The 20,179-nt window shown below is 70.3% G+C and carries 15 protein-coding genes and 1 riboswitch; of the genes, 11 read left to right on the top strand and 4 right to left on the bottom strand.

The genetic code is table 11. The features are described 5' to 3' along the window. Position 1: 1 nt before the first annotated feature. From VXC91_RS25865 to VXC91_RS25845, 5 genes are read left to right on the top strand one after another with little or no spacing between them, the layout of a single operon-like run. Positions 2–895: a carbohydrate ABC transporter permease gene (locus tag VXC91_RS25865; protein ID WP_329509734.1), complete on the top strand. Its 894-nt coding sequence runs from the start codon at positions 2–4 to the stop codon at positions 893–895. A 6-nt stretch (positions 896–901) separates the two neighbouring features. Next, positions 902–1,975: a glycoside hydrolase family 130 protein gene (locus VXC91_RS25860; protein ID WP_329509733.1), complete on the top strand. Its 1,074-nt coding sequence runs from the start codon at positions 902–904 to the stop codon at positions 1,973–1,975. Beyond that, positions 1,972–3,192, top strand: coding sequence for a Gfo/Idh/MocA family protein (locus VXC91_RS25855; protein WP_329509732.1), 1,221 nt, complete (start codon positions 1,972–1,974; stop codon positions 3,190–3,192). The genes VXC91_RS25860 and VXC91_RS25855 overlap by 4 nt, the downstream gene beginning before the upstream one ends. Next, the gene (locus VXC91_RS25850; RefSeq protein WP_329509731.1) at positions 3,189–4,886 is read left to right on the top strand and encodes a glycoside hydrolase family 13 protein; all 1,698 of its coding nucleotides are present in this window, start codon (positions 3,189–3,191) and stop codon (positions 4,884–4,886) included. The genes VXC91_RS25855 and VXC91_RS25850 overlap by 4 nt, the downstream gene beginning before the upstream one ends. A gap of 5 nt (positions 4,887–4,891) precedes the next feature. Continuing rightward, positions 4,892–6,268 (top strand): phosphomannomutase/phosphoglucomutase, encoded by a 1,377-nt coding sequence (locus VXC91_RS25845; RefSeq protein WP_329509730.1) that lies wholly within the window; start codon positions 4,892–4,894, stop codon positions 6,266–6,268. Between the two features lie 201 nt (positions 6,269–6,469). On the opposite strand, the gene VXC91_RS25840 is transcribed toward VXC91_RS25845, so the two are convergent. Beyond that, the gene (locus tag VXC91_RS25840) at positions 6,470–7,627 is read right to left on the bottom strand and encodes a prolipoprotein diacylglyceryl transferase family protein (RefSeq protein WP_329509729.1); all 1,158 of its coding nucleotides are present in this window, start codon (positions 7,625–7,627) and stop codon (positions 6,470–6,472) included. A gap of 630 nt (positions 7,628–8,257) precedes the next feature. Beyond that, positions 8,258–8,596 carry a hypothetical protein gene (locus VXC91_RS25835; protein WP_329509728.1) on the bottom strand — a complete coding sequence of 113 codons (339 nt, stop codon included), beginning with the start codon at positions 8,594–8,596 and terminating at the stop codon, positions 8,258–8,260. Positions 8,597–8,944: 348 nt separating this feature from the next. Between VXC91_RS25835 and VXC91_RS25830 the strand changes: the two genes are divergently transcribed. The 5 genes from VXC91_RS25830 to VXC91_RS25810 all read left to right on the top strand — a co-directional run bounded on the left by VXC91_RS25830 (position 8,945) and on the right by VXC91_RS25810 (position 14,690). Continuing rightward, a complete protein-coding gene (locus tag VXC91_RS25830) occupies positions 8,945–11,050 on the top strand; it encodes an MMPL family transporter (protein WP_329509727.1) in 2,106 nt (701 codons plus the stop codon). 56 nt (positions 11,051–11,106) lie between these two features. Then, the gene (locus VXC91_RS25825; RefSeq protein WP_329509726.1) at positions 11,107–12,345 is read left to right on the top strand and encodes a sensor histidine kinase; all 1,239 of its coding nucleotides are present in this window, start codon (positions 11,107–11,109) and stop codon (positions 12,343–12,345) included. Next, entirely contained in the window at positions 12,342–13,007 is a 666-nt protein-coding gene (locus VXC91_RS25820) for a response regulator transcription factor (protein ID WP_329509725.1), read from the top strand. Before VXC91_RS25825 ends, VXC91_RS25820 begins: the two co-directional genes overlap by 4 nt. 178 nt (positions 13,008–13,185) lie before the next feature. After that, the gene (locus VXC91_RS25815; RefSeq protein WP_329509742.1) at positions 13,186–13,716 is read left to right on the top strand and encodes an alpha/beta hydrolase; all 531 of its coding nucleotides are present in this window, start codon (positions 13,186–13,188) and stop codon (positions 13,714–13,716) included. 392 nt (positions 13,717–14,108) lie between these two features. Continuing rightward, entirely contained in the window at positions 14,109–14,690 is a 582-nt protein-coding gene (locus tag VXC91_RS25810; RefSeq protein WP_329509724.1) for a histidine phosphatase family protein, read from the top strand. A gap of 97 nt (positions 14,691–14,787) precedes the next feature. Here the strand turns inward: VXC91_RS25810 and VXC91_RS25805 are convergent, their stop codons facing one another. Both VXC91_RS25805 and VXC91_RS25800 read right to left on the bottom strand, forming a co-directional pair. After that, positions 14,788–15,540 (bottom strand): CbtA family protein, encoded by a 753-nt coding sequence (locus VXC91_RS25805; RefSeq protein ID WP_329509723.1) that lies wholly within the window; start codon positions 15,538–15,540, stop codon positions 14,788–14,790. A 21-nt stretch (positions 15,541–15,561) separates the two neighbouring features. After that, entirely contained in the window at positions 15,562–15,783 is a 222-nt protein-coding gene (locus VXC91_RS25800) for a CbtB domain-containing protein (RefSeq protein ID WP_329509722.1), read from the bottom strand. Between the two features lie 35 nt (positions 15,784–15,818). Then, a riboswitch (cobalamin riboswitch) is annotated at positions 15,819–15,963 on the bottom strand. Between the two features lie 1,380 nt (positions 15,964–17,343). On the opposite strand from VXC91_RS25800, the gene aceE reads away from it, so the two are divergent. Then, positions 17,344–20,031 (top strand): pyruvate dehydrogenase (acetyl-transferring), homodimeric type, encoded by a 2,688-nt coding sequence (aceE, locus tag VXC91_RS25790; protein WP_329509721.1) that lies wholly within the window; start codon positions 17,344–17,346, stop codon positions 20,029–20,031. Positions 20,032–20,179: the final 148 nt, after the last annotated feature.

Genomic DNA, 20,179 nt, shown 5'->3' with positions numbered 1-20,179 from the left:
GATGGCCGCAGACATCACACCCTCGCCCACGAGGAAGCACCGACGCACGGCGCGCGCCACGGGATCCGCGTCCAGGTCGCTGTGGTCGAAGCTGGCACTGCTCATCGGGGCGTTCGCCTTCCTCTTCCCCTTCTACTACATGGTCATCGGCTCCTTGCAGAAGGAGCCCGACTCCAGCCCGAGCGGAGCGTTCCCCGATCCGGGGAACCTGAGCCTGCACAACTACACCGCGATCAACTCGGCCATCTCGCTGGGGCGTTCGCTGGTGAACTCCGGGATCTTCACCGGAGGTGTGATCGTCTGCACCACGGTCTTCGGTCTTCTCGCCGGATACGCGCTGGCCCGCCTGCAGTTCCGTGGACGGGGCACCACCTTCGCCCTGGTGCTGCTGGTCCAGGTCATCCCCTTCCAGCTGCTGATGATCCCGCTGTACGTGCTGATCGTTCGTGACTACGGCCTGGCCGACTCGTACCTGGGCATGATCCTGCCCTTCGCGATCAACACCACTGCCGTCTTCATCTTCCGGCAGTTCTTCCTGCAGCTGCCGCCGGCGATGTTCGAGGCGGCGCGCATGGACGGGGCCGGCGAACTGCAGATCCTGTTCCGCATCGCGCTGCCGCTGTGCAAGCCGGCCCTGCTCTCGGTGGTGCTGCTCAGCTTCACCGGGCCCTGGAACGAATTCCTCTGGCCGTTCCTCGTCACCAAGAGGCAGGACATGCAGCCGCTGGCCGTCTCCCTGGCCAACTACATCAGCACCGTCGCCTCGGCCGCCGCCAACCCGTTCGGGGCCATCCTCGCCGGGGCGTGCGTGCTCGCGGCCCCCGCTGTGGCGCTCTACATCGTGTTCCAGCGCCGCTTCACCTCCACCGACATCGACTCAGCAACGAAGGGCTGAACCCCAGTGTCCGACAGCACCACCACCCCCATCCCCTACCGCCTCACCCGGGTCGGCGTCGTGATGTCCCCCCTGCCCGGCGAGGCCGACGAGGTGGAGGGTGTACTCAATCCCGCCTCCGGTCGCACCCCCGACGGCAGGCTCCACCTGCTGCCGCGGCTGGTCGCTGCGGGCAACGTCTCCCGGGTCGGGCTCGCCGAGGTGACCGTCGAGGACGGCGTGCCCACCGGAGTCGAGCGCCGCGGTGTGGTCCTCGCCCCGGACGCGGGCTGGGAGCGCGGCAAGAACAACGCCGGTGTGGAGGACCCCCGCACCACCTGGATCGAGGACCTCGGACGGCATGTGATGTCGTACGTGGCGTACGGCCCGCTCGGCCCCAAGCCGGCGCTCGCCGTCTCCGAGGACCTGGTGCACTGGGAGCGTCTCGGCCCCATCCAGTTCGAGTACCAGCCCGACCTGGACACCGACCTCAACCTCTTCCCGAACAAGGACGTCGTGCACTTCCCCGAGCCCGTGCCGGGCCCGGACGGTGAGATGTACTTCGCCATGCTGCACCGCCCGATGTGGGACCTCGGCTGGTTCCGCCCCGGCGAGGGCGTGCACCTGCCCGCCGGCGTGACCGACGAGCGCCCCGGCATCTGGATCTCCTACGTCCCTGTCGACGAGGTCAAGCGGGACATCCGCGCACTGACCCGGCCGCGCCACCACCGCCTGGTCGCGCTGTCCGAGCACCCCTGGGAGGAGCTCAAGATCGGTGCCGGTCCGGCGCCGATCCGTGTCGAAGAGGGCTGGCTGCTCATCCACCACGGTGTCTCCGGCACCATCGAGGACCCGTTCGCCCAGGTGCAGACGGTCCACTACGCGGCCGGCGCGATGATCCTCGACCCTGCCGACCCGGCCCGGGTTCTCTCCCGCACCACCGAGCCGCTGATGGCTCCGGAGACCGAGGAGGAGCGCTCCGGCACCGTGCCGAACGTGGTCTTCCCGACCGCCATCGAGGAGATCGACGGCGTGCGGTACGTCTTCTACGGCATGGCCGACGCGCACATCGGTGTGGCCCGCCTGGACCGGGCCGAATGACCGCCGTCCCCGGGGCGGGGCTTGCGCTGGTCGGCTGCGGCGGCTTCGGCGCGTACGTGCTGGACGCGGTGCGCGACATCCCCGGTCTCCGGGTCGTCGTGTGCGCCGACCCCGACCGTGAGCGGGCCCGCGTGCTCGCCGAACGGCACGGCGCTGACGTCGCCACGACCGTTGAGGAGGTGGTGGAACTCGCCGAGGTCGACGTGGTGGTCCTCGCCACCCCGCCGGCCGCCCACGCGGATGCGGCCATGACCGCTCTGCGCGCGGGCAAGCACGTCTTCTGCGAGAAACCGGTCGCCGTCACCCTCGAGGCGGCCGTGCGCGTAGCGGAGGAGGCGGGCCGCGCGCCCGGCGTGTTCGTCGTCGACCATGTGCTGCGCTACAACCCGATCCTGCGGCTGCTCCAACGGCTCGGCGAGGAGGGACTGCTGGATCCGTTGCGGCGGTTCGTCTTCGAGAACGACGCCTCCGACGAGGACCTCGGTCCGGACCACTGGTTCTGGGACCCGGCGCTCAGCGGCGGCATCCACATCGAGCACGGCGTGCACTTCTTCGACGCCGCAGCCGCTCTGATGGGCAGTGACCCGATCGCCGTCCACGGCACCGCGGTGCGACGGGACGGCGGTCCGGTGGACATCGTGGTGGCCACTGCCACCCATCCCGGCGGGAGCGTGGCGACCCACACCCACTCCTTCACCCACGCCCACCGCGCCGAGCGGCAGTTGATGCGCCTGGACTACGGCTACGCCGAAGCCCGGGTCACCGGCTGGATCCCCACGTTCGCGACGGTCACGGCCTGGACCGACGAGGCGGGCGCCACCCGCTGGGCGCAACTGCCCGGGCGGGCCGGCGAACTCCTCGCGGTTCCTGGTCTGCGTCCGCACGGACAGGAGCGGATCACGGTGTCGGTGCATCGTGACGCCGGCTCGGACCGCCCGGCTTCCGGCCGCGGCGTCCGGCGCGTCGTGCCGCACCGGGTCGACGTCGTGATCGATCTGGGCGGCGAGGCGCGCAAGCCCTATGTCTACGCCGAGAGCGTACGGGCGGCCATGACCGACCTGCTGCACTGCGCGGCGCACGGCGGCACCCCGGTGGCGGACGCCCGCGCCGGTCTGGCCGCCGTCGCTGTGGCGGAGGCCGCGACCCGGTCGGCGGACAGTGGTCGCACTCTGCCCGTGACCGTCCCGTCCCTCTCGGCCACAGGGGCATCCACATGACCATGGCCGAAATCCCCGGCCTGGGCGTTCGCGTCCCGGACCCGGCCGTCGCCGAGCCCGGGACGGGCGGATCGGACGGACCGGACCGCGCCGCCCCGTGGTGGCGGGACGCCGTCTGCTACCAGATCTACCCCCGTTCCTTCGCCGACAGCGACGGGGACGGCATCGGGGACCTCGCCGGCGCCGCGGGGCGGCTGGGGCATCTGCGCCGACTGGGCGTCGACGCGGTGTGGATCACCCCGTTCTACCCCTCGCCGCTGGCGGACGGCGGCTACGACATCACGGACCACACCGGGGTGGCGCCCGACCTCGGAACCCCGGCGGACTTCGACGCCCTGGTGACGCGGGCCCATGCCCTGGGCATCAAGGTCCTGGTGGACCTGGTCCCCAACCACACCTCCGATCGTCACCCCTGGTTCCGCGAGGCGGTCGCCGCCGGGCCGGGCTCGCGGGCCAGGGAGCGGTACATCTTCCGGCGCGGCCGGGGCGCGGACGGTGAACTGCCGCCGAACGACTGGCAGTCCGCGTTCGGCGGTCCCGCATGGACCAGGGTCTTGGAACCGGACGGAAGTCCCGGCGAGTGGTACCTGCATCTGCACGCGACTGAACAGCCGGACCTGAACTGGCGGGACCGCGAGGTCGTCGCCGACTTCGAGCGGATCCTGAAACACTGGCTGGACCGCGGCGTCGACGGCTTCCGGGTCGATGTCGCCCACACCCTGTTCAAGGCGGAGGGCCTGCCCGACGCCGGCCCCGGCCAGCACCAGGACATCCACCGCAACCATCTGATGCCCTACTACGACCAGGAGGAGCTGCACCCGCTCTTCCGTGAGTGGCGCGCCCTGCTGGACACCCACCCCGCGCCGACCGGCGCCGTTCCGCCGGGCGAACGCGTGATGGTGGCGGAGGCCGGCATCTTCGACCCCGAGAGACTGGCACGCTACGTCAGCGCCGGCGAGATGCAGCAGACCTTCAACTTCGCGTTCCTGGAGTCCCCCTGGGACGGAGCCGCGATTCGGGAGGTGATCGAGCAGTCCGCGGCCGCCATGCAGGCGGTGGGGGCGCCGGTCACCTGGGTGCTCTCCAGCCATGACGCCGCTCGCCCGGTCTCACGCTACGGCGGCGGCCAGGTCGGCGAGCGGCGGGCCCGGGCTGCGGCGCTGCTGATGCTCGCGCTGCCCGGTGCGGCGTACGTCTACCAGGGCGAGGAACTCGGGCTGCCGCAGGCCGAACTCCCCGACGACCGGCTGCGTGACCCGCTGTGGGAGCGCTCCGGCCACCGGGAACGCGGGCGGGACGGGTCCCGGGTGCCGCTGCCCTGGGAGGGTGTGGCCCCGCCGTACGGCTTCAGCGTCGCCGCCCCCGAGGACTGCTGGCTTCCCCAGCCCTCGGACTGGGCGGGACTGACCGCGAGGGCGCAGGAGAACGACGGGAACTCCATGCTGACGCTGTACCGGAGGGCGCTGCGGCTGCGGCGCGACCACCCGGCCTCGGAGGCGGCACTGAAGCTGGACGGTCCCGACAGTGGCGCGTGGTTCGGCTTCGAGCGCGGTGCAGGACTGCGGTGCGTGGTGAACTTCGGCGCGCAGCCGCTACCGCTGGACGACGACGCCGAGGTGGTGCTGTCCAGCGCACCGCTCGAAGGCCGCGGCATTCCTCAGGACACGGCTGTATGGATGAAGCACAAGGAGTAAGACCAGTGAGTGAAAGAACCGGCGTCGACCTCTCCGGCCTGGTGAAGGCCTACGACGTCCGCGGCACCGTTCCCGATCAGCTCGACGAGGACCTCGCCCGGCTGTTCGGCGCCGCCTTCGTCGAGACGACCGGCGCGGACGCGATCGTGACCGGGCACGACATGCGCCCCAGCTCCCCCGGCCTGGCACACGCCTTCGCCGAGGGCGCGGCCGCCCGCGGAGCCGACGTGACCGAGATCGGCCTGTGCTCCACCGACGGGCTGTACTTCGCCAGCGGCACACTGCGGCGTCCCGGCGCGATGTTCACCGCGAGCCACAACCCCGCCCGCTACAACGGCATCAAGATGTGCCGAGCGGGCGCCACACCGGTCGGCCAGGACACCGGGCTGCGGGAGATCCGTGCCCTCGTCGAGCGTTGGTCCGCCGATGGGGGGCTGCCCGCGACCGGACGCGCACCGGGCACCCTCGTCCGGCGGGACATGCTCGGGGACTACGCCGCCCATCTCCTGGGACTCGTGGACCTCTCCGCCATCCGCCCGCTGAAGGTCGTGGTGGACGCGGGCAACGGCATGGCCGGTCTCACCACCCCCGCCGTCTTCCGGGACCTGCCGGTGGAGGTCGTCCCGATGTACTTCGAGCTGGACGGCACCTTCCCCCACCACGAGGCCAACCCGCTGGACCCGAAGAACATCGTCGATCTGCAGCACCGGGTGCGCGAGACCGGGGCCGACCTGGGCCTGGCCTTCGACGGTGACGCGGACCGCTGTTTCGTCGTCGACGAGCGGGGCGAAGCCGTCTCGCCGTCCGCCGTCACCGCCCTGATCGCGGCCCGGCTGCTGACCGGCCATCCGGGCAGCACCGTCATCCACAACCTGATCACCTCACGGTCCGTGCCCGAAGTGGTGCGCGAGCATGGCGGCATCCCGCTCCGCACCCGCGTGGGACACTCCTTCATCAAGGCCGAAATGGCGCGCACCGGCGCGTTGTTCGGCGGCGAGCACTCGGCGCACTACTACTTCCGCGACTTCTGGTCCGCCGACACCGGCATGCTGGCGGCCCTGCATGTCATCGCCGCTCTCGGCGACCGGCACGGCCCGCTGTCCGCGCTGGTCGCCCAGTACCAGCGCTATGCGGCGTCCGGCGAGATCAACAGCGTGGTCGCCGATCCGCAGCGCACGATCGCGGCGGTCCGCGAGGCCTTCGTCGGCCGGGACGGAGCGGTCGCCGACGAACTCGACGGACTGACGATCAGCGCCGCCGACTGGTGGTTCAATCTGCGGCCCTCCAACACCGAGCCACTGCTGCGGCTCAATGTGGAGGCCCCGGACGCGGACACCGTGGCCCGGCTGCGCGACGAGGTGCTGGCGATCGTCCGCGCCTGAGGACACGTTCACCTCGACCAGGACCATGCACGAGCCGTCGGCCTGGAGCAGGAGGGTGTGTGCCGATGTGCGTCGGCCACAACCCCTGCTCCGAGCCGACCCATCCGCCCGTCACCGCGGGCCACGGGGTCGCCTTCGGGCTGTACCGCGGCCGTCGGCGCCCCTGTGGCACAGGTACGAAGGCCGAGCGGGCAGTCGGTGTCAGGCCAGGGCGGGTGCCGCGAATGCGGCCAGGAGGACAAGGAGCGTGGCGGCGACGGTGAGGGACCGGCCGGCCTTCGTCCTGCGGGCCTCGGCCCGCAGGGGGAACAGCAGTTGGCGTCCCAAGGTGTAGGCGGCCATGGCGGCGACGAAGAGTGTGCCCGGGACGGCGGGGCGCCACGTCAGGTCCGCGGTGAGCGTCGCCGCGCCGAGGGCCAGCGCGAGGAGGGCCTCGATGAGCTGGGTGGGGACGCGTCGGATGCCCACCCTGCGGTCGGATGACCACAGTCCCCAGCGTGAGGTGGTGGGCCGCCCCACGCAGCAGCCGCCCAGGAAGCATCCCGGCCGGGCTGTGGCCATGGCCAGGAACGCCCCGGGCGCCGCCACGTCCAGCCACGTACCCACCGGGAGACCCAACCCAGCGACGACCGCGAGCGCGGTGCCGAACGCACCCAGCAGGAAGCCCTGGATACAGGTGCCTGCGCCGACGAACTGCCGGAAGTTCTGCCGGTGTTGGACCATGTAGTAGGCCTTGGCGGTGACGTAGCCCACCACGGACCCGGCCAGCGAGGCAGAGAGGACCGCTCCGGTGTCCAGCCCCGCACGGGCGGCGAGCAACCCCTGCACGAGGAGGGCGAGCGCCACACCGGCGGCGACCAGCAACGGCCAGGCGAACGGGCGCACGCCCGGTCCACGGACCAGCGGTGCCAGGCGGGTCGGCACGGTTTGCAGCGCCGGTTGAAGCCGAGGTCCTGGACCAGGCGCGCCGCTGCGTCCGGCAGGCGCGAGGATCACCGGTGTCGCGGTGACCTGCCAGGTACCCGGGTTGATGCCCTCCACCTTCACGGTGACCGATATCCGGCCGCTGCCGGGGAGGATCCCCTCCACGATCTCGACGCGCTCGAACCGGTCCCGCGCGTCCGTTGCGGGCGCGCCGCCGTCGCGGATCCCGGTGAAGGTGATCGCCACCGTGTGAGGTCCGGACCAGGAGTCCGGTCCGGCGTCGAGCCAGTACGTCGCCCCCAGCCCGGGTGCCTGCTCGGCGACCTCCTCCCTCCAGCTCGCGCGCCTGCCGCCGGCCTCGGCCACCGGAGGCGTGCGTGCCCCGGCGGCGGGAAGTGCCGACTCGACGGGTGAGAACCCCGTGCCATCCGTCACCGAGGGTGCCGGGACAGCTACCGGTTGACCGCCCGTCGCGGAGGACGTCGGCGCCTGCGCAGTCGACGGCGGCCACAGGCCCGGGGGAAGTATCTGCCCCAGCGGCGGAAGCACGGTCCGGGCCCGAGGGGGCTGCGGTGTGGGCCGATCGGGTGGACCGAATGCCGGCTGCCGGATCTCGCGCTGGTCCGGCACTGGCCTACGGGACTCGGACAAGGGAACTCCAATCCATTTGCCGACGGGGAACAGCCTAGCGCATCCTAATGTGAAAAGTGTGGACAAACATTAGAATCGGGGTCCGTCAGCAACCAACGCTCTCTGTCAGCGTCGCGTCACGGCGCTTTGTGCGTCGCGGGCGGCGGCCGTCCCGATCCGACGCAGATCCTGAATGAGCGCGTCGCCGCCGTCGCCCCGCGAAGCCATGTGACCTGGTGGTATTTCATGACGCCACTCACTGGTCCGGGTGACGTCCGCGACGACGAGCCAGATCGCTGTTCGAGGCCGCCCTCCACGGAGCGCGAGATACACACCCGCGGTGCGCTCGTGGATGGCGGTGACCTGCCGGGCGGCGGCCGGGTCGCGCTCGCGCACCGGCGGCCACAGGCCCTCGTCCTCGCCGGTGTGGTGAGTTCAGGACCACGGACGGTCGGGTGCGCCTTCGACGCGCTGGACACCGTCGTCGTCATCCATCCAGCTCGAGCGTGTGGCGAGGAAGGAGAGGTCCTCGCTGTCACGGTCCGTCATGTCCCGCAGCCTTGCTCCTTCTTCGCCGGTCAGCGCGGTGAACCACGATGTCAGGTCGTCTTCGCCGGTCGACCAGTTGACGTGCTCGTGGAAGCGGTAGAACCAGTACGCACCGCAGGAGGCGCACTGCTGCAGGGACTCCATGTCGTGGCTCGACTCGTACAAGGTGCGCACGACGCGCAGCGCGGGGTGTCGACAGCAGTCGATGAAGTGAGGGGTGTCCACGGAATCCTTGATCCTTTGCTTCGCCGACGTTCCCGCCGGCGATCCGTCGACCGGACCGGGCGGGCACCGACCGGCCCGGAGGCATCGCACACAGCATTCACGCCGTCTACGCCGACGGGAAGGGTCCGCTCCACGAAGCCGCGGGCCCATCCGGATGCGTCGCCCGTGTACCTCGGCACCGCGCCCGGTGGACTTCTCCTCGCGTCGGGCTACTCCCCGGGGAGTAATCCCGGCCGTACACCGCCCCACGCAGTACCCCCCAACTCGCCCTCGCGCGCGACGTTTTCCCGTCCGGCCGCCGGAAGTCTGGAACCCCAACCGGAAACCACAGCGGAGGGAACCCGAGACATGGGGGCGGCAGAGACCATGAAGCGAGGCCTACGACGGCCACGGACCGTGCCGTGGGCGGTGCTCGGAGTGTGGCTGGCAGTGTTCCTGCTGGCCGGGCCGTTCGCGGGGAAGTTCTCCGGCGCCCAGCAGAACCGGGCCGTCGACTATCTGCCCGACAGCGCGGACTCCACCCAAGTGGCGCGTATCCAGAACACGTTGCCGGGCGGCGAGGCCACCGACCTCGTCCTGGTCTACCACCGCGACGGCGGGCTCACCGCCGCCGACCGGCAGCGGGCCGCCGACCAGGTCGCCGAGATAGGAACCACGTACGAACTGGCGGGCAGGCCGGAGCCGATCCCGTCCCAGGACGGCAGCACCCTGATGTACCCGGTGTCCAGCACCCAGCCCGGCCAGGACGAGGACGCGCGCAACGACTTCGTCGACGGTGTCCGGGATGTCGCGCGTGGTGGCGACGGACTGAGCGTCGAGGTCGGCGGGCCCGGAGCCCTCACCACCGACATGAGCAAGGTGTTCGGATCGCTCGACGGCACCCTGCTGTACGCCACACTCGGCGTGGTCACCGTGCTGCTGGTCCTCATCTATCGCAGCCCGTTCCTGTGGCTGGTGCCGCTGGCCGTCGCCGGGGTCGCCGCGGGCATGGCGATGGCCGGCGCATACGGCCTCCACGAGGCCTTCGGCGTCACCATCAGCGGCCAGAGCGGTGGGGTCATGACCGTCCTCGTTCTCGGTGCGGGCACCGACTACGCGCTGCTGCTCATCTCCCGCTACCGCGAGGAACTGCGCCGCCACGAGCGGCCCTACGACGCCATGCGCGCCGCAATGCGCGGCTGCGGCCCGGCGATCCTCGCCTCCTCGGGCACCGTGGCTGCCGGGCTGCTGTGCCTGCTCGCCGCCGACCTCAACAGCAGCCGCGGTATGGGGCCCGTCGCCATGGTGGGTGTGCTCTCGGCACTCGTCGCGATGACCACATTGCTGCCCGCCCTGCTCGTCCTGCTCGGGCGCCGGATCTTCTGGCCCCTGATCCCCGCCTTCGGCAGCCGGCCGAAGGCGCGCCGCTCCCTGTTCGCCGCCATGGGCACCTCTGCCGCACACCGGCCCCTCACCGTGCTCGTCGGCGGGGCCGTGCTGCTCGGCGCCCTCGCCCTGGGCACCCTCAACCTGCCCGGCGGCCTCAGGCAGGCGGACTCCTTCACCCAGAAGCCCGAGTCGATCTCCGCCATGCAGACGCTGGCCCGCGCGTACCCCCAGCGCAGCAGCCAGCCGATCACCGTCGTCGCCCCCGCCGACCACGCCGCCGCCGTCCTGGACCGGGTCCGTTCCACCGACGGGGTCGCCGACGCGACGACCGGACGCAGCGGCGGCGGCTGGACCGAGATCTCCGTCCACGCCGACGCGGCCCCCGAGACACCCGGCGAGACCCGCACGATCGAGGCCCTGCGCGCCGGACTCGACCGCTCCTACGGCGCCTACGTCGGCGGGCTCAGCGCCCAGCAGCTCGACCTCGCCCACAGCCAGGCCCGGGACCGCGCGGTCGTCGTACCGCTCGTTCTCGCCGCCGTGTTCGTCATTCTCGTGGGGCTGTTGCGCAGCCTCGTCGCGCCGCTGATGCTGCTCGTCGCGGTGGTCGCGGTGTGGGGCGCGGCGCTCGGCATCGGGGGGCTGGTGTTCGAGCCTCTGCTCGGCTTCAAGGGGACTGATCCAGGGCTGGGTCTGCTCTCCTTCGTCTTTCTGGTCGCCCTCGGCGTCGACTACGGCATCTTCCTGATGCACCGCATGCGGGAGGAGTCCCTCGCGGGCGCCGAGCCGCAGCCGGCGGCGCTCACCGCCCTGCGCACCACCGGCGGGGTCATCGCCTCCGCGGGCGTCGTCCTCGCGGCCACGTTCGCCGTCCTGACCACGCTGCCGCTGGTGGGCCTGGTCGAACTCGGCTTCGTGATCGCCGTCGGGGTGCTGCTCGACACCTTCCTCGTCCGTACGTACCTCGTGACGACGGCGAGTGTCCTGCTGCGGCGGAGGGTGTGGTGGCCGGGCCGGCTCTCGCGCGAGCCCGGGCGGCCGGTCCCGCCGAAGGAGCCGGAGCCCGTGACCGCTTCCTCGCACTGACCGACCGGTGCCCCTCCCCCTGCCGGAGGGGCACCCCTTTGGCGGAGGATGGGCCCGTGCAGGCAACCACGACAGCGGTACGGCCCCGCCGGGGCGAGCGGATCATCGCCGCACTCAACCGCGACCCGCGGACCGCTCCGCACGGCATGCGCAACGACACACTGCTCGCCATGGCACTCGCCGTCTCGGCCGTGTGCCTGAGCCTGTTCACCGACGCGGGCCGCCGCCCCGATGCCCTCGGCTGGACGCTGCTGCTCGCCGCCCACGTACCGATCGTGTGGCGACGGCGCCGCCCGCTGCTGGTGCTGGCGGCGGTGGTGGCGTGCGTCGCGCCGTACCACGCCCTCGACAACAACCACGGCGCACCCCTCCCGGTCTCGTTCGTCGCGCTGTACACGGTCGCGGTCACCGGCCGGCCCCTGCGCACGATCCTGACGGGAATCGCCGTCCTCGGCATCGTCGTGACTGTGATGCTCACGGTGAACACCCATCAGGCCGTCGAGCTGCTCCGCGTCTCCGGCTGGGTGGTCGCGGTGCTCTTCTGCGGCGTCGATGTCCGCTACTACCGTCAGTACGTGGCCGCGATCGTCGAACGAGCGGAACGCGCCGAGCGCACCCGCGAGCAGGAGGCGCGTCGCCGGGTTGCCGAGGAGCGGCTGCGGATCGCGCGTGACCTGCACGACCTGCTGGCGCACAGCATCACCCTGATCGGGGTGCAGACCTCGGTGGCCGTGCATGTGCTGGTCGCCGACCCCGAGCGGCTCGACCGCGAGGCGATCGCCCGGGCGCTGGACGACATCGCAGAGACCTGCCGTACGGCGCGTGGCGAACTGCGCACGACCCTCGAGGTGCTGCGCGAGCACGGCGCCGAGAGCGAGGCGCGCGGGCCGCTGCCCGGCGTCGACGGCGTCACCGATCTCGTGGGGGCCGCGCGGCTCGCGGGCGCCCGGGTCCAGCAGACCGTACGGATCCGGGAGATCCCGCCGGCCGTGGGCGCCGCCGCGTACCGCATCGTGCAGGAGGCGCTGACCAACGCGGTACGGCACGCCGGACCCGAACCGGCCGTCCGCGTCGACCTGTACGAGAAGGACGGCGCACTGCACCTGTCCGTGACCGACGACGGCACCGGTCCCACACCCGGTGGAGTCCCCGGCTTCGGGCTCGTCGGCATGCGGGAACGGGCCCGCAGCGTGGGAGGCACACTCGATGCCGGACCACGCGCGCAGGGCGGATTCGAGGTGGCCGCCGTCCTGCCGCTCATGACCATCGTCACCCCGCTGGAAGGGACCGGATGAGCATCCGTGTGCTGCTCGCAGACGACCAGACCCTGGTGCGCGCCGCGTTCGCCATGCTCGTCGAGTCGGCCCGCGACATGGAAGTCGTCGGTCAGGCGGGCACAGGCAGGGAGGCGGTGCAGCTGGCCCGCGAGGCACGCGCCGACCTGGTCGTGATGGACATCCGCATGCCCGACCTCGACGGAATCGAGGCGACCCGGCTGATCGCCGCCGACGAGGACCTCGCCGGGGTGAAGGTGCTCGTCCTCACCACCTATGACACCGACGAGAACATCGTGGAGGCGCTGCGGGCCGGAGCCTCCGGCTTTCTGGTGAAGGACACCAGGCCCGCCGAACTGCTCGACGCCATCCGCACGGTGGTGGCCGGCGAGGCGCTGTTGTCGCCGGGGCCAACGGCCCGGCTGATCGCCCGTTTCCGGCGCACCCCCGTGGCGCCCGCGACGGGGGGACCCGAATGCCTGTCCGAACGTGAACGCGAGGTGCTCACCCTTGTCGCGCGCGGACTGAACAACGCCAAGATCGCCGAGGCCTTGGGCCTGAGCCCGCTGACGGCGAAGACCCATGTCAGCCGGATCATGGGGAAGCTGGGGGCACGGGACCGGGCACAGCTGGTCATCGTGGCGTACGAGTCGGGGTTGGTGACGCCGGGGAACGGTGGGTGAATCGGACCCCCTGACCAGGGCGTGACCGGCACGGACGTGATTCTCCGCGTCTACCGGGCCGGGCCGGAACATCACCCATCGGGCCCCTCGCAAAGAGCCTTCCGCACGATCGAGCACTTAGTGTCGCGGCAGGGGCCGATGTGAATTCCGGCCGCGGAATGCGCCGCGCCGCCTTCCGATCCAAGCACGTCCTCGCCAAGGCGCCGAGATTCTCCGGCGCAAGGGATACACCGCCCGCGCCATCGCCAACCCCCTGCAAGGCCTGACGAGCGACGCACGCACGGTCGCCGGCTTCCTGCGGAGCATCCCCGGGCCCGTCGTCCTTGTGGGCCACTCCTACGGCGGCTCGGTGATCACCGACGCCGCCGCTCAGAGCGGGAACGTGAAGGCACTCGTCTACGTCGACGCCGCGGCTCCTGCCGTCGGGGAGACCACCGGGTCGCTGAGCGGTTCCACATCCGCCTTGAACGCACCGGCCGGCACGCTGTTCGACTCGGTGCCCTACGCGAACGCCCCGGCCGGAGCCAGCAATCTCTATCTCAAAAAGGCCATCTTCCTCAAGAACTTCGCCAACAGCCTGCCGGTGCAACAGGCCACAGATCTCTGGGCCTCGCAACGCGCCGCCTCGAGCGCCGCGTTCAGCACCCCTTCCAAGTACGCGGCGTGGAAGACCATTCCCTCCTGGTACTTCATCAGCGCCGTGAGATGAGAGCTCGAGCGGCGGGAGCGGTGTGACCGAGCGGCGCGAGTCGGCAGGACAGTGGTGTCCGGCCGGCCGTGCCGTCACTCGTCGCCGTCCCGGGAGGTCCGTCCGGGGTGAGCGGATGCGGGTGCGGCCTCCCTGTCGGGGCCGATGAGTGACACCATGCACGAAATGACGGCACACCCGTTTCGAAACATCACGCACGTAGCGGAACTCACCGCCGTCCTCGACCGGTCGGGCACCGTGACGACCGAGGGAGCCGTGTTCTCCGCACCCGGCCGGATCTGCCTCAGGCCGCCGAAATACCCGAGGGCGCACGGTACTTCTGGGTCGCGCGCACCATCATCCGCGGCGGTTTCGGGCACCATGCACCTCATGACAGCAGCAGGAGCGATCGCGTGACCAGCCGAGTCTTCTTCATCTCCCCCGCCATGAGCGCGTCGCTGCGGCAGACCCGCTTCGACGACGGCGGCTCGATCGATGACGGTGGGGCGGTACGGGCCCGTGCGGCGGCCGGTTCGCTTCCCCCGGCGATCCGTGTCCTCACCTCGCCCGGCGTGCGCTGCCGAGAGACGGCCGCGGCACTCGGCCTCGACGGTACGGCGACACCGGAGCTGGCGGGTCTCGATGTGGGCCGCTGGCGAGGCCGCACCCTGGAGGAGGTGGGAGCCACCGAGCCGGAGGCGGTGGGCCGCTGGCTCACCGACCCCGGCTCCGCGCCCCACGGTGGTGAGTCGGTGCAGGATCTGTGCGGGCGGATCGCACGCTGGCTGGTCACCGCGCCGGAGACGGACGGTCGTACGCTCGCCGTGGTCGAGCCGGAGGTCGTACGGGCGGCCGTCGTCCATGCACTGGACATACCGGCGGCGGCCTTCTGGCGTCTCGACGTTCCCCCGCTGACGGCGACCGAACTCAGTGGCCGGGCCGGACGCTGGAACCTGCGCCTGGGCCGTCCACTGGCCGCGCGGGACGCCGGCTAGTCCCGTGATCGCAGGGGTTCGCCGACATGGCGGTCGTGTGCGGATCGCGAGAGAGCCCCGAAGCGGTTCCAGGGGGCCCTCTCGCGTCCTGAAGGTGTCAGTGTCCGGCGGGAATTGTCCGTCCCGACGCGGCCGTCGCGGGCTTCGGATTCAGCAACCGTTCGGCCAACTCACCGAAGGCCAGCCCGAATCCGCCCCACAGGACGACCTGCATGGCCAGGGCGGAGAGCCGGAACCGCCAGAGCAGGGTCGCCGGGAAGTCCTTCGGCACCTCGTTGACGACCGGCAGGAAGGCGTACGCCAGGCCGGTCACCACGACGAACACGGCCACCGCCACAACGGTGGCGTACCAGGTGCCCAGCGAGGGCGCGAGCCGCTTGCCGAGGATGGTGGCGGCGATCGCGAGGAGCACGCTCAGCGCCATCATCAAGAAGTACAGCGTGGTCCGCTTGCCGATCGTGTCGGGGTCGCCGACCGAGGGCGGGTTCGCCGGATACTTCAGGAACGGAACGACATACACCGCGAGCAGCGCGCAGCCGGACAGCAGCAGGGCGGTCGCCCGGGGGCTGATACGGCCGACGCGGCCCAGCGCGAAGCAGAAGGCGAGCGCCGCGATACCGCCGAAGGCGACCCCGTAGAGCAGGACACCGGTGGCGAGACCGGCGGTGGACTGCAGGGATCGGGAGACGACTTCCGTCTCGTGCTCATGGGAGTGGGCGTCCTCGAAGCCGATCGCGCTGTCCACGTTCGGCTCGCCGAGGAAGTAGGCGACGACGAGGGCGAGCACGCCGGCGGCCAGGCCGGCGAGCATGCCCCGCACGAGTAGATTTCTTACCGTTGTGGAGTTCATGGGTATACGGCGCCCCTCGCGTCAGTGGCAGGGGAAGCCGAGCAGGTGGCGGGCGTCATGCACCCACTCGTGAACATCCGTGCCGCTGAACACGGAGGTGGCGCCCTGCTCGGCGCCGACGAAATAGAGCAGGATCAGCATGAGGATGCCGAAGAAGACCGCCCAGGGAGCTATCGCCTTCAGCGGCAGCGTGGCAGGAACGGTGGGGGTCGTGACTGTTGGCCGGGCGACGGACTGCGCCATGGCAGGGCCTCCTCTGGGAGTTCGCGTCCCATCTCGGTGGTGCACAGGACGACGGCCACGGGTCTGACTCACCAGAAGCCCGGGAGCGTCTGGCATACAGTGGCGCGACCGTGCCGGATTCCCACCGGCTTCCGTCGTACCGTCGTCGATATCGGACAGACCGTACCGCGTGACACAGGCACGGCCAAGACCGCGTCCACCTGGCGTGATCTTCCTCGCCGCGCGCGGCGGACCATCCGGTGACACATGGGTCAGCGATGGCGTACATCCGGCGGCGGCCTGGCGGCGACGGTGGCCGGCACATCTGTCGAAAGGTCGGCGGCCGGTGACCGCGACCGGTCGGTGAAGAGTCCCGGGCGCCACCCAGATGGGGGATCGTGTGGCGCCCGGGCGCTGCACCTGCTGGCTCTAGTCGCAGGTGGCGCGCTCCGGACACCCATCACGGGGGAGTGAGTCCATCGGCAGCCGGAACGCTGTGAACAGCTTATCAAAGTTTTGACTTCCTCCTGACTGCTATCACACCGATGGTGCAGACAGTGTGATGTATCGACGAAGCCCGTCTACACACTTGACCGACAGGGCGCATGACGTACAGCCAGTAACGCAACGAGTCGCCGGACAAGGGAAACCGGACACGGTCGATCCGCCGGTGTCACACGGAGCTCCACAGCAGGGCACGCCGCCGCAACCGAGGGTCGGACGGAGCCGCGAAGAGCATGGTGCGTATGGAGGACACGGCGTCCATCGCACTCGCGCTTCACGCGTCCTCCCCGGAGCGGGGCTGCTTCCGTCGTAGCAGCGTGGCCGAAGAGAAAACCGCAGTTCAGTCTGCTGGGCGCGGGGCACGCAGGCCGGCCCCGAGTGGCGGTGCGGAGGAGTACCCGGGTCACCGGGAGGCCACTCGACCAGGATGATCACGCTCGAGGCGTCTTCCGGGACGAGGGTCGGCTTCACGTCCAGCAGCATCGTCACCGCGGTCTTCCACAGCTCGGATCGCGGCGTGCCGTCCGTCGCACCCGTTGAGTCGTTGCTTGACACTGTGTTGCACCTCCGTGTTGTTTTCCTGCACCTATGAATGACCGTTCACCGGCAGGTCGTGAGGCCGATATGCCAAGATCTCCCGCTCGGCGGTGACGGCGTCCGTACATTCGAGGCTGGTCGGGCGGCGGCCCTCCGCACAGGGTGATCGTCCCGCGCTCAACGGCGCCGCAGTGTCGGGTGCGATGTGCGACCACTGCGCCCGGTGTCACAACAGCGGCACGAAATCGGTCGTATGTAGTGCACGTGGCTGACTTCGCCGTCACCAGGACACAAGCGGGGGCGTCGTGGCCGATGCGCGCGCCGGGCTCTTCACCCCGGAGCGAAGGAGGAACCACGCTTCTCCCCTGCCCTGGGACCCGCATCGGTCGCACGACGTTCGGTGAGTGGCTCGCGCGGCGCTGATGGGCGCCGATGCGGCGGCGGCCTGCCACGCACGCCCGTTCTTCGCGGCCACTGCAAGAACGTTTGTGCTCGCACGCCGTCCGTCCTCCCTCCCCACATTTCGACAGGAAGACCGCAATGAGTGATCCAGCTCGGCCCACAGAGTCCTCCGCGACGAGTGAGCTCGACCAGCTACCCGACCGCGATGCCGAGGAGACGAAGGAATGGCAGGCCTCACTCGACGCTGTCATCAGGCATGCGGGGCCCGAGCGCGCCGTGTACCTGCTGCGGCGGGTGCATGAGTACGCGGCCAGGTCCGGGGTCACTCTGCCCGGGCTGCTGTCCTCGGACTACATCAACACGATCCCTGCGTCGTCCCAGCCGGTCTTTCCGGGCGACATCGCCATGGAGTCCCGTATCACCGCGCTGAACCGATGGAACGCGGCTGCCATGGTGACCCGCGGTTCCCGGCTGGGTCTCGGTGGCCACATCTCGACCTACGCGTCGGCGGCATGGCTCTACGAGATCGGGTTCAATCACTTTTTCCGAGGCAAGGACGAGGACGGTTCCGGAGACCAGCTGTTTCTCCAGGGCCATGCCTCGCCCGGCATCTACGCGCGTGTGTTCCTGGAGGGACGGCTGCGCGAGGACCAGTTGGACAGTTTCCGGCGTGAGGCCGACGGTCACGGCCTGCCGTCCTACCCGCACCCTCGGCGCCTGCCGTGGCTGTGGGAGTTTCCGACCGTCTCCATGGGGCTGGGCCCGCTCGCGGCCGTCTACCAGGCCAGGTTCAACCGCTACCTGCATAACAGGGGCATCAAGGACACGTCCGGTTCGCATGTGTGGGCCTTTCTGGGCGACGGCGAGATGGACGAGCCCGAGTCGACGGCTGCGCTGCAACTCGCCGCACGCGAGGGTCTGGACAACCTCACCTTCGTCGTCAACTGCAACCTGCAGCGGCTGGACGGTCCTGTCCGGTCGAATTCCAAGATCGTGCAGGAGCTCGAGGCCCGGTTCCGTGGTGCGGGCTGGCATGTGGTGAAGACTCTCTGGGGCGAGGCCTGGGACCCGGTACTGCAGCAGGACACCGACGGATCCCTCGTCCGGCGGCTCGGTGAGGTGCCCGATGCCCAGCTCCAGACCTACGCCGCCCGGGACGCCGCCTACATACGGAAGCACTTCTTCACCGGTGACACGTTGTCCCACATCGCCGCGGGGCTCAGTGACGCCCAGCTCACCGACCTCTTCGAGAACTCCCGGGGTGGTCACGAACCCCTCAAGGTCTACGCCGCCTACCGGGCCGCCGCCGAGCACAAGGGGCAGCCGACTGTCGTCCTCGCCCAGACGGTGAAGGGACACACGCTGGGCTCGGATTTCGAGTCCCGCAACGCCAATCACCAGATGAAGAGGCTGACCATGGCCCAGTTCCGTCGGATGCGCGACGCACTGGACCTGCCCATCCCGGACAGCGCGCTCACCGGGGATCTGGTGCCGTTCTGGCATCCCGGTGAGGACTCGGACGAGGTGCGGTACCTGCGCGACCGGCGTTCCGCTCTGGGAGGTCCGGCCCCGGTACGGAGGGTGGTGGCCAAGCCGCTGCAGCAGCCGCCGTCGGGGCCCTTCGAAGCCCTCCAAAAGGGCTTCGGCAAGCAAGAGGTGGCCACCACCATGGCGCTCGTCCGGCTGGTCAAGGACCTGATGCGCGTCGAGGAGACAGGGAAGCGCTGGGTGCCCATCGTCCCCGACGAAGCACGTACCTTCGGCATGGAGTCCCTGTTTCCGACAGCCGGGATCTACTCGTCCGAGGGGCAGAACTACGAGCCCGTCGACATCGATCAGCTGCTGCACTACAGAGAGACCAAGGACGGCCAGCTCATCGACGAAGGCATCACCGAAGCCGGGTCATTGGCGGAGTTCACCGCCGCGGCCACGTCGTACGCCACACACGGCGAGCCCATGATCCCCTTCTACATCTTCTACGCCATGTTCGGGTTCCAGCGGACGGGCGATCAGTTCTGGGCTCTGGCAGACCAGATGGGGCGCGGCTTCCTCATCGGCGGGACGGCCGGCCGCACGACGATGACCGGTGAGGGACTGCAGCACGCCGACGGGCATTCCCACCTGCTGGCATCCACGAATCCGGCCGCTGTGAGCTACGACCCGGCCTTCGCGTACGAGATCGCGGTGATCGTCAGGGAAGCACTGCGGCGGATGTACGGCGACCGGCCCGAAGACATCTTCTATTACCTGACGGTCTACAACGAGCCCAAACGACAGCCGGCCATGCCCACGGGGCCCTCGATCGAGGAGGGGATCCTGCGGGGCATCTACCGGTTCAAGGCGGCGGAGCGCCACGACGAGGGACCGGGGATTCAATTGCTCGCCTCCGGCACGGCCATCCACTGGGCGCTGGAGGCCCAGGAGCTTCTCGCGTCCCAGTGGGGCGTCCAGGCTGACGTCTGGTCCGTGACCTCCTGGACGGAGTTGCGCCGCGATGGGTTGAATGCCGACCGGGCGCGGCTGCGGGGGGAGGAGCGCGTCCCCCATGTGACGGCGGCGCTGTCCGGCACGCGGGGGCCCGTCCTGGCGGTCAGCGACTGGATGCGGCAGGTACCCGATCAGATCAGCCAGTGGGTCGAGCAGGACTACTCGTCGCTGGGAACGGACGGTTTCGGGCTCTCCGACACCCGTGATGCCGCGCGCCGCTATTTCCGCGTGGACGCCGAGTCGATCGTGGTCGCCGCCCTGGACCAGTTGGCGCGGGCCGGTGTCGTCGACCCCCAGACAGTGGTCCAGGCCCGCGACCGCTACGGCTGGCAGGGGTGAGCACCTTGCCGATGGCACGGCGTACCGGAAGTGGCCCCGCGGACCCTGGGGCCTGGAAAGACCAGGGGTGCCCCGGCACCCTGCAGATGCATGAGGAGCGACCGAAGTCATGACGGTTTCCGTAACCCTGCCGGCCCTCGGCGAGAGC

The sequence above is a fragment of the Streptomyces chiangmaiensis genome, from assembly GCF_036281785.1.
GTDB classification, from domain to species: domain Bacteria; phylum Actinomycetota; class Actinomycetes; order Streptomycetales; family Streptomycetaceae; genus Streptomyces; species Streptomyces chiangmaiensis.
The sequence above is the reverse complement of the archived record's forward strand: the minus strand, read 5'-3'. Positions and strand labels throughout refer to the sequence as shown.

Bases quoted from the DNA above. Each gene is read 5' to 3' on its own strand.
- VXC91_RS25855 (WP_329509732.1), top strand. From the start codon at position 1,972: ATGACCGCCGTCCCCGGGGCGGGGCTTGCGCTGGTCGGCTGCGGCGGC.
- VXC91_RS25865 (WP_329509734.1), top strand. From the start codon at position 2: ATGGCCGCAGACATCACACCCTCGCCCACGAGGAAGCACCGACGCACG.
- VXC91_RS25800 (WP_329509722.1), bottom strand. From the start codon at position 15,783: ATGGCGCAGTCCGTCGCCCGGCCAACAGTCACGACCCCCACCGTTCCT.
- VXC91_RS25850 (WP_329509731.1), top strand. From the start codon at position 3,189: ATGACCATGGCCGAAATCCCCGGCCTGGGCGTTCGCGTCCCGGACCCG.
- VXC91_RS25820 (WP_329509725.1), top strand. From the start codon at position 12,342: ATGAGCATCCGTGTGCTGCTCGCAGACGACCAGACCCTGGTGCGCGCC.
- aceE (WP_329509721.1), top strand. From the start codon at position 17,344: ATGAGTGATCCAGCTCGGCCCACAGAGTCCTCCGCGACGAGTGAGCTC.
- VXC91_RS25830 (WP_329509727.1), top strand. From the start codon at position 8,945: ATGGGGGCGGCAGAGACCATGAAGCGAGGCCTACGACGGCCACGGACC.
- VXC91_RS25805 (WP_329509723.1), bottom strand. From the start codon at position 15,540: ATGAACTCCACAACGGTAAGAAATCTACTCGTGCGGGGCATGCTCGCC.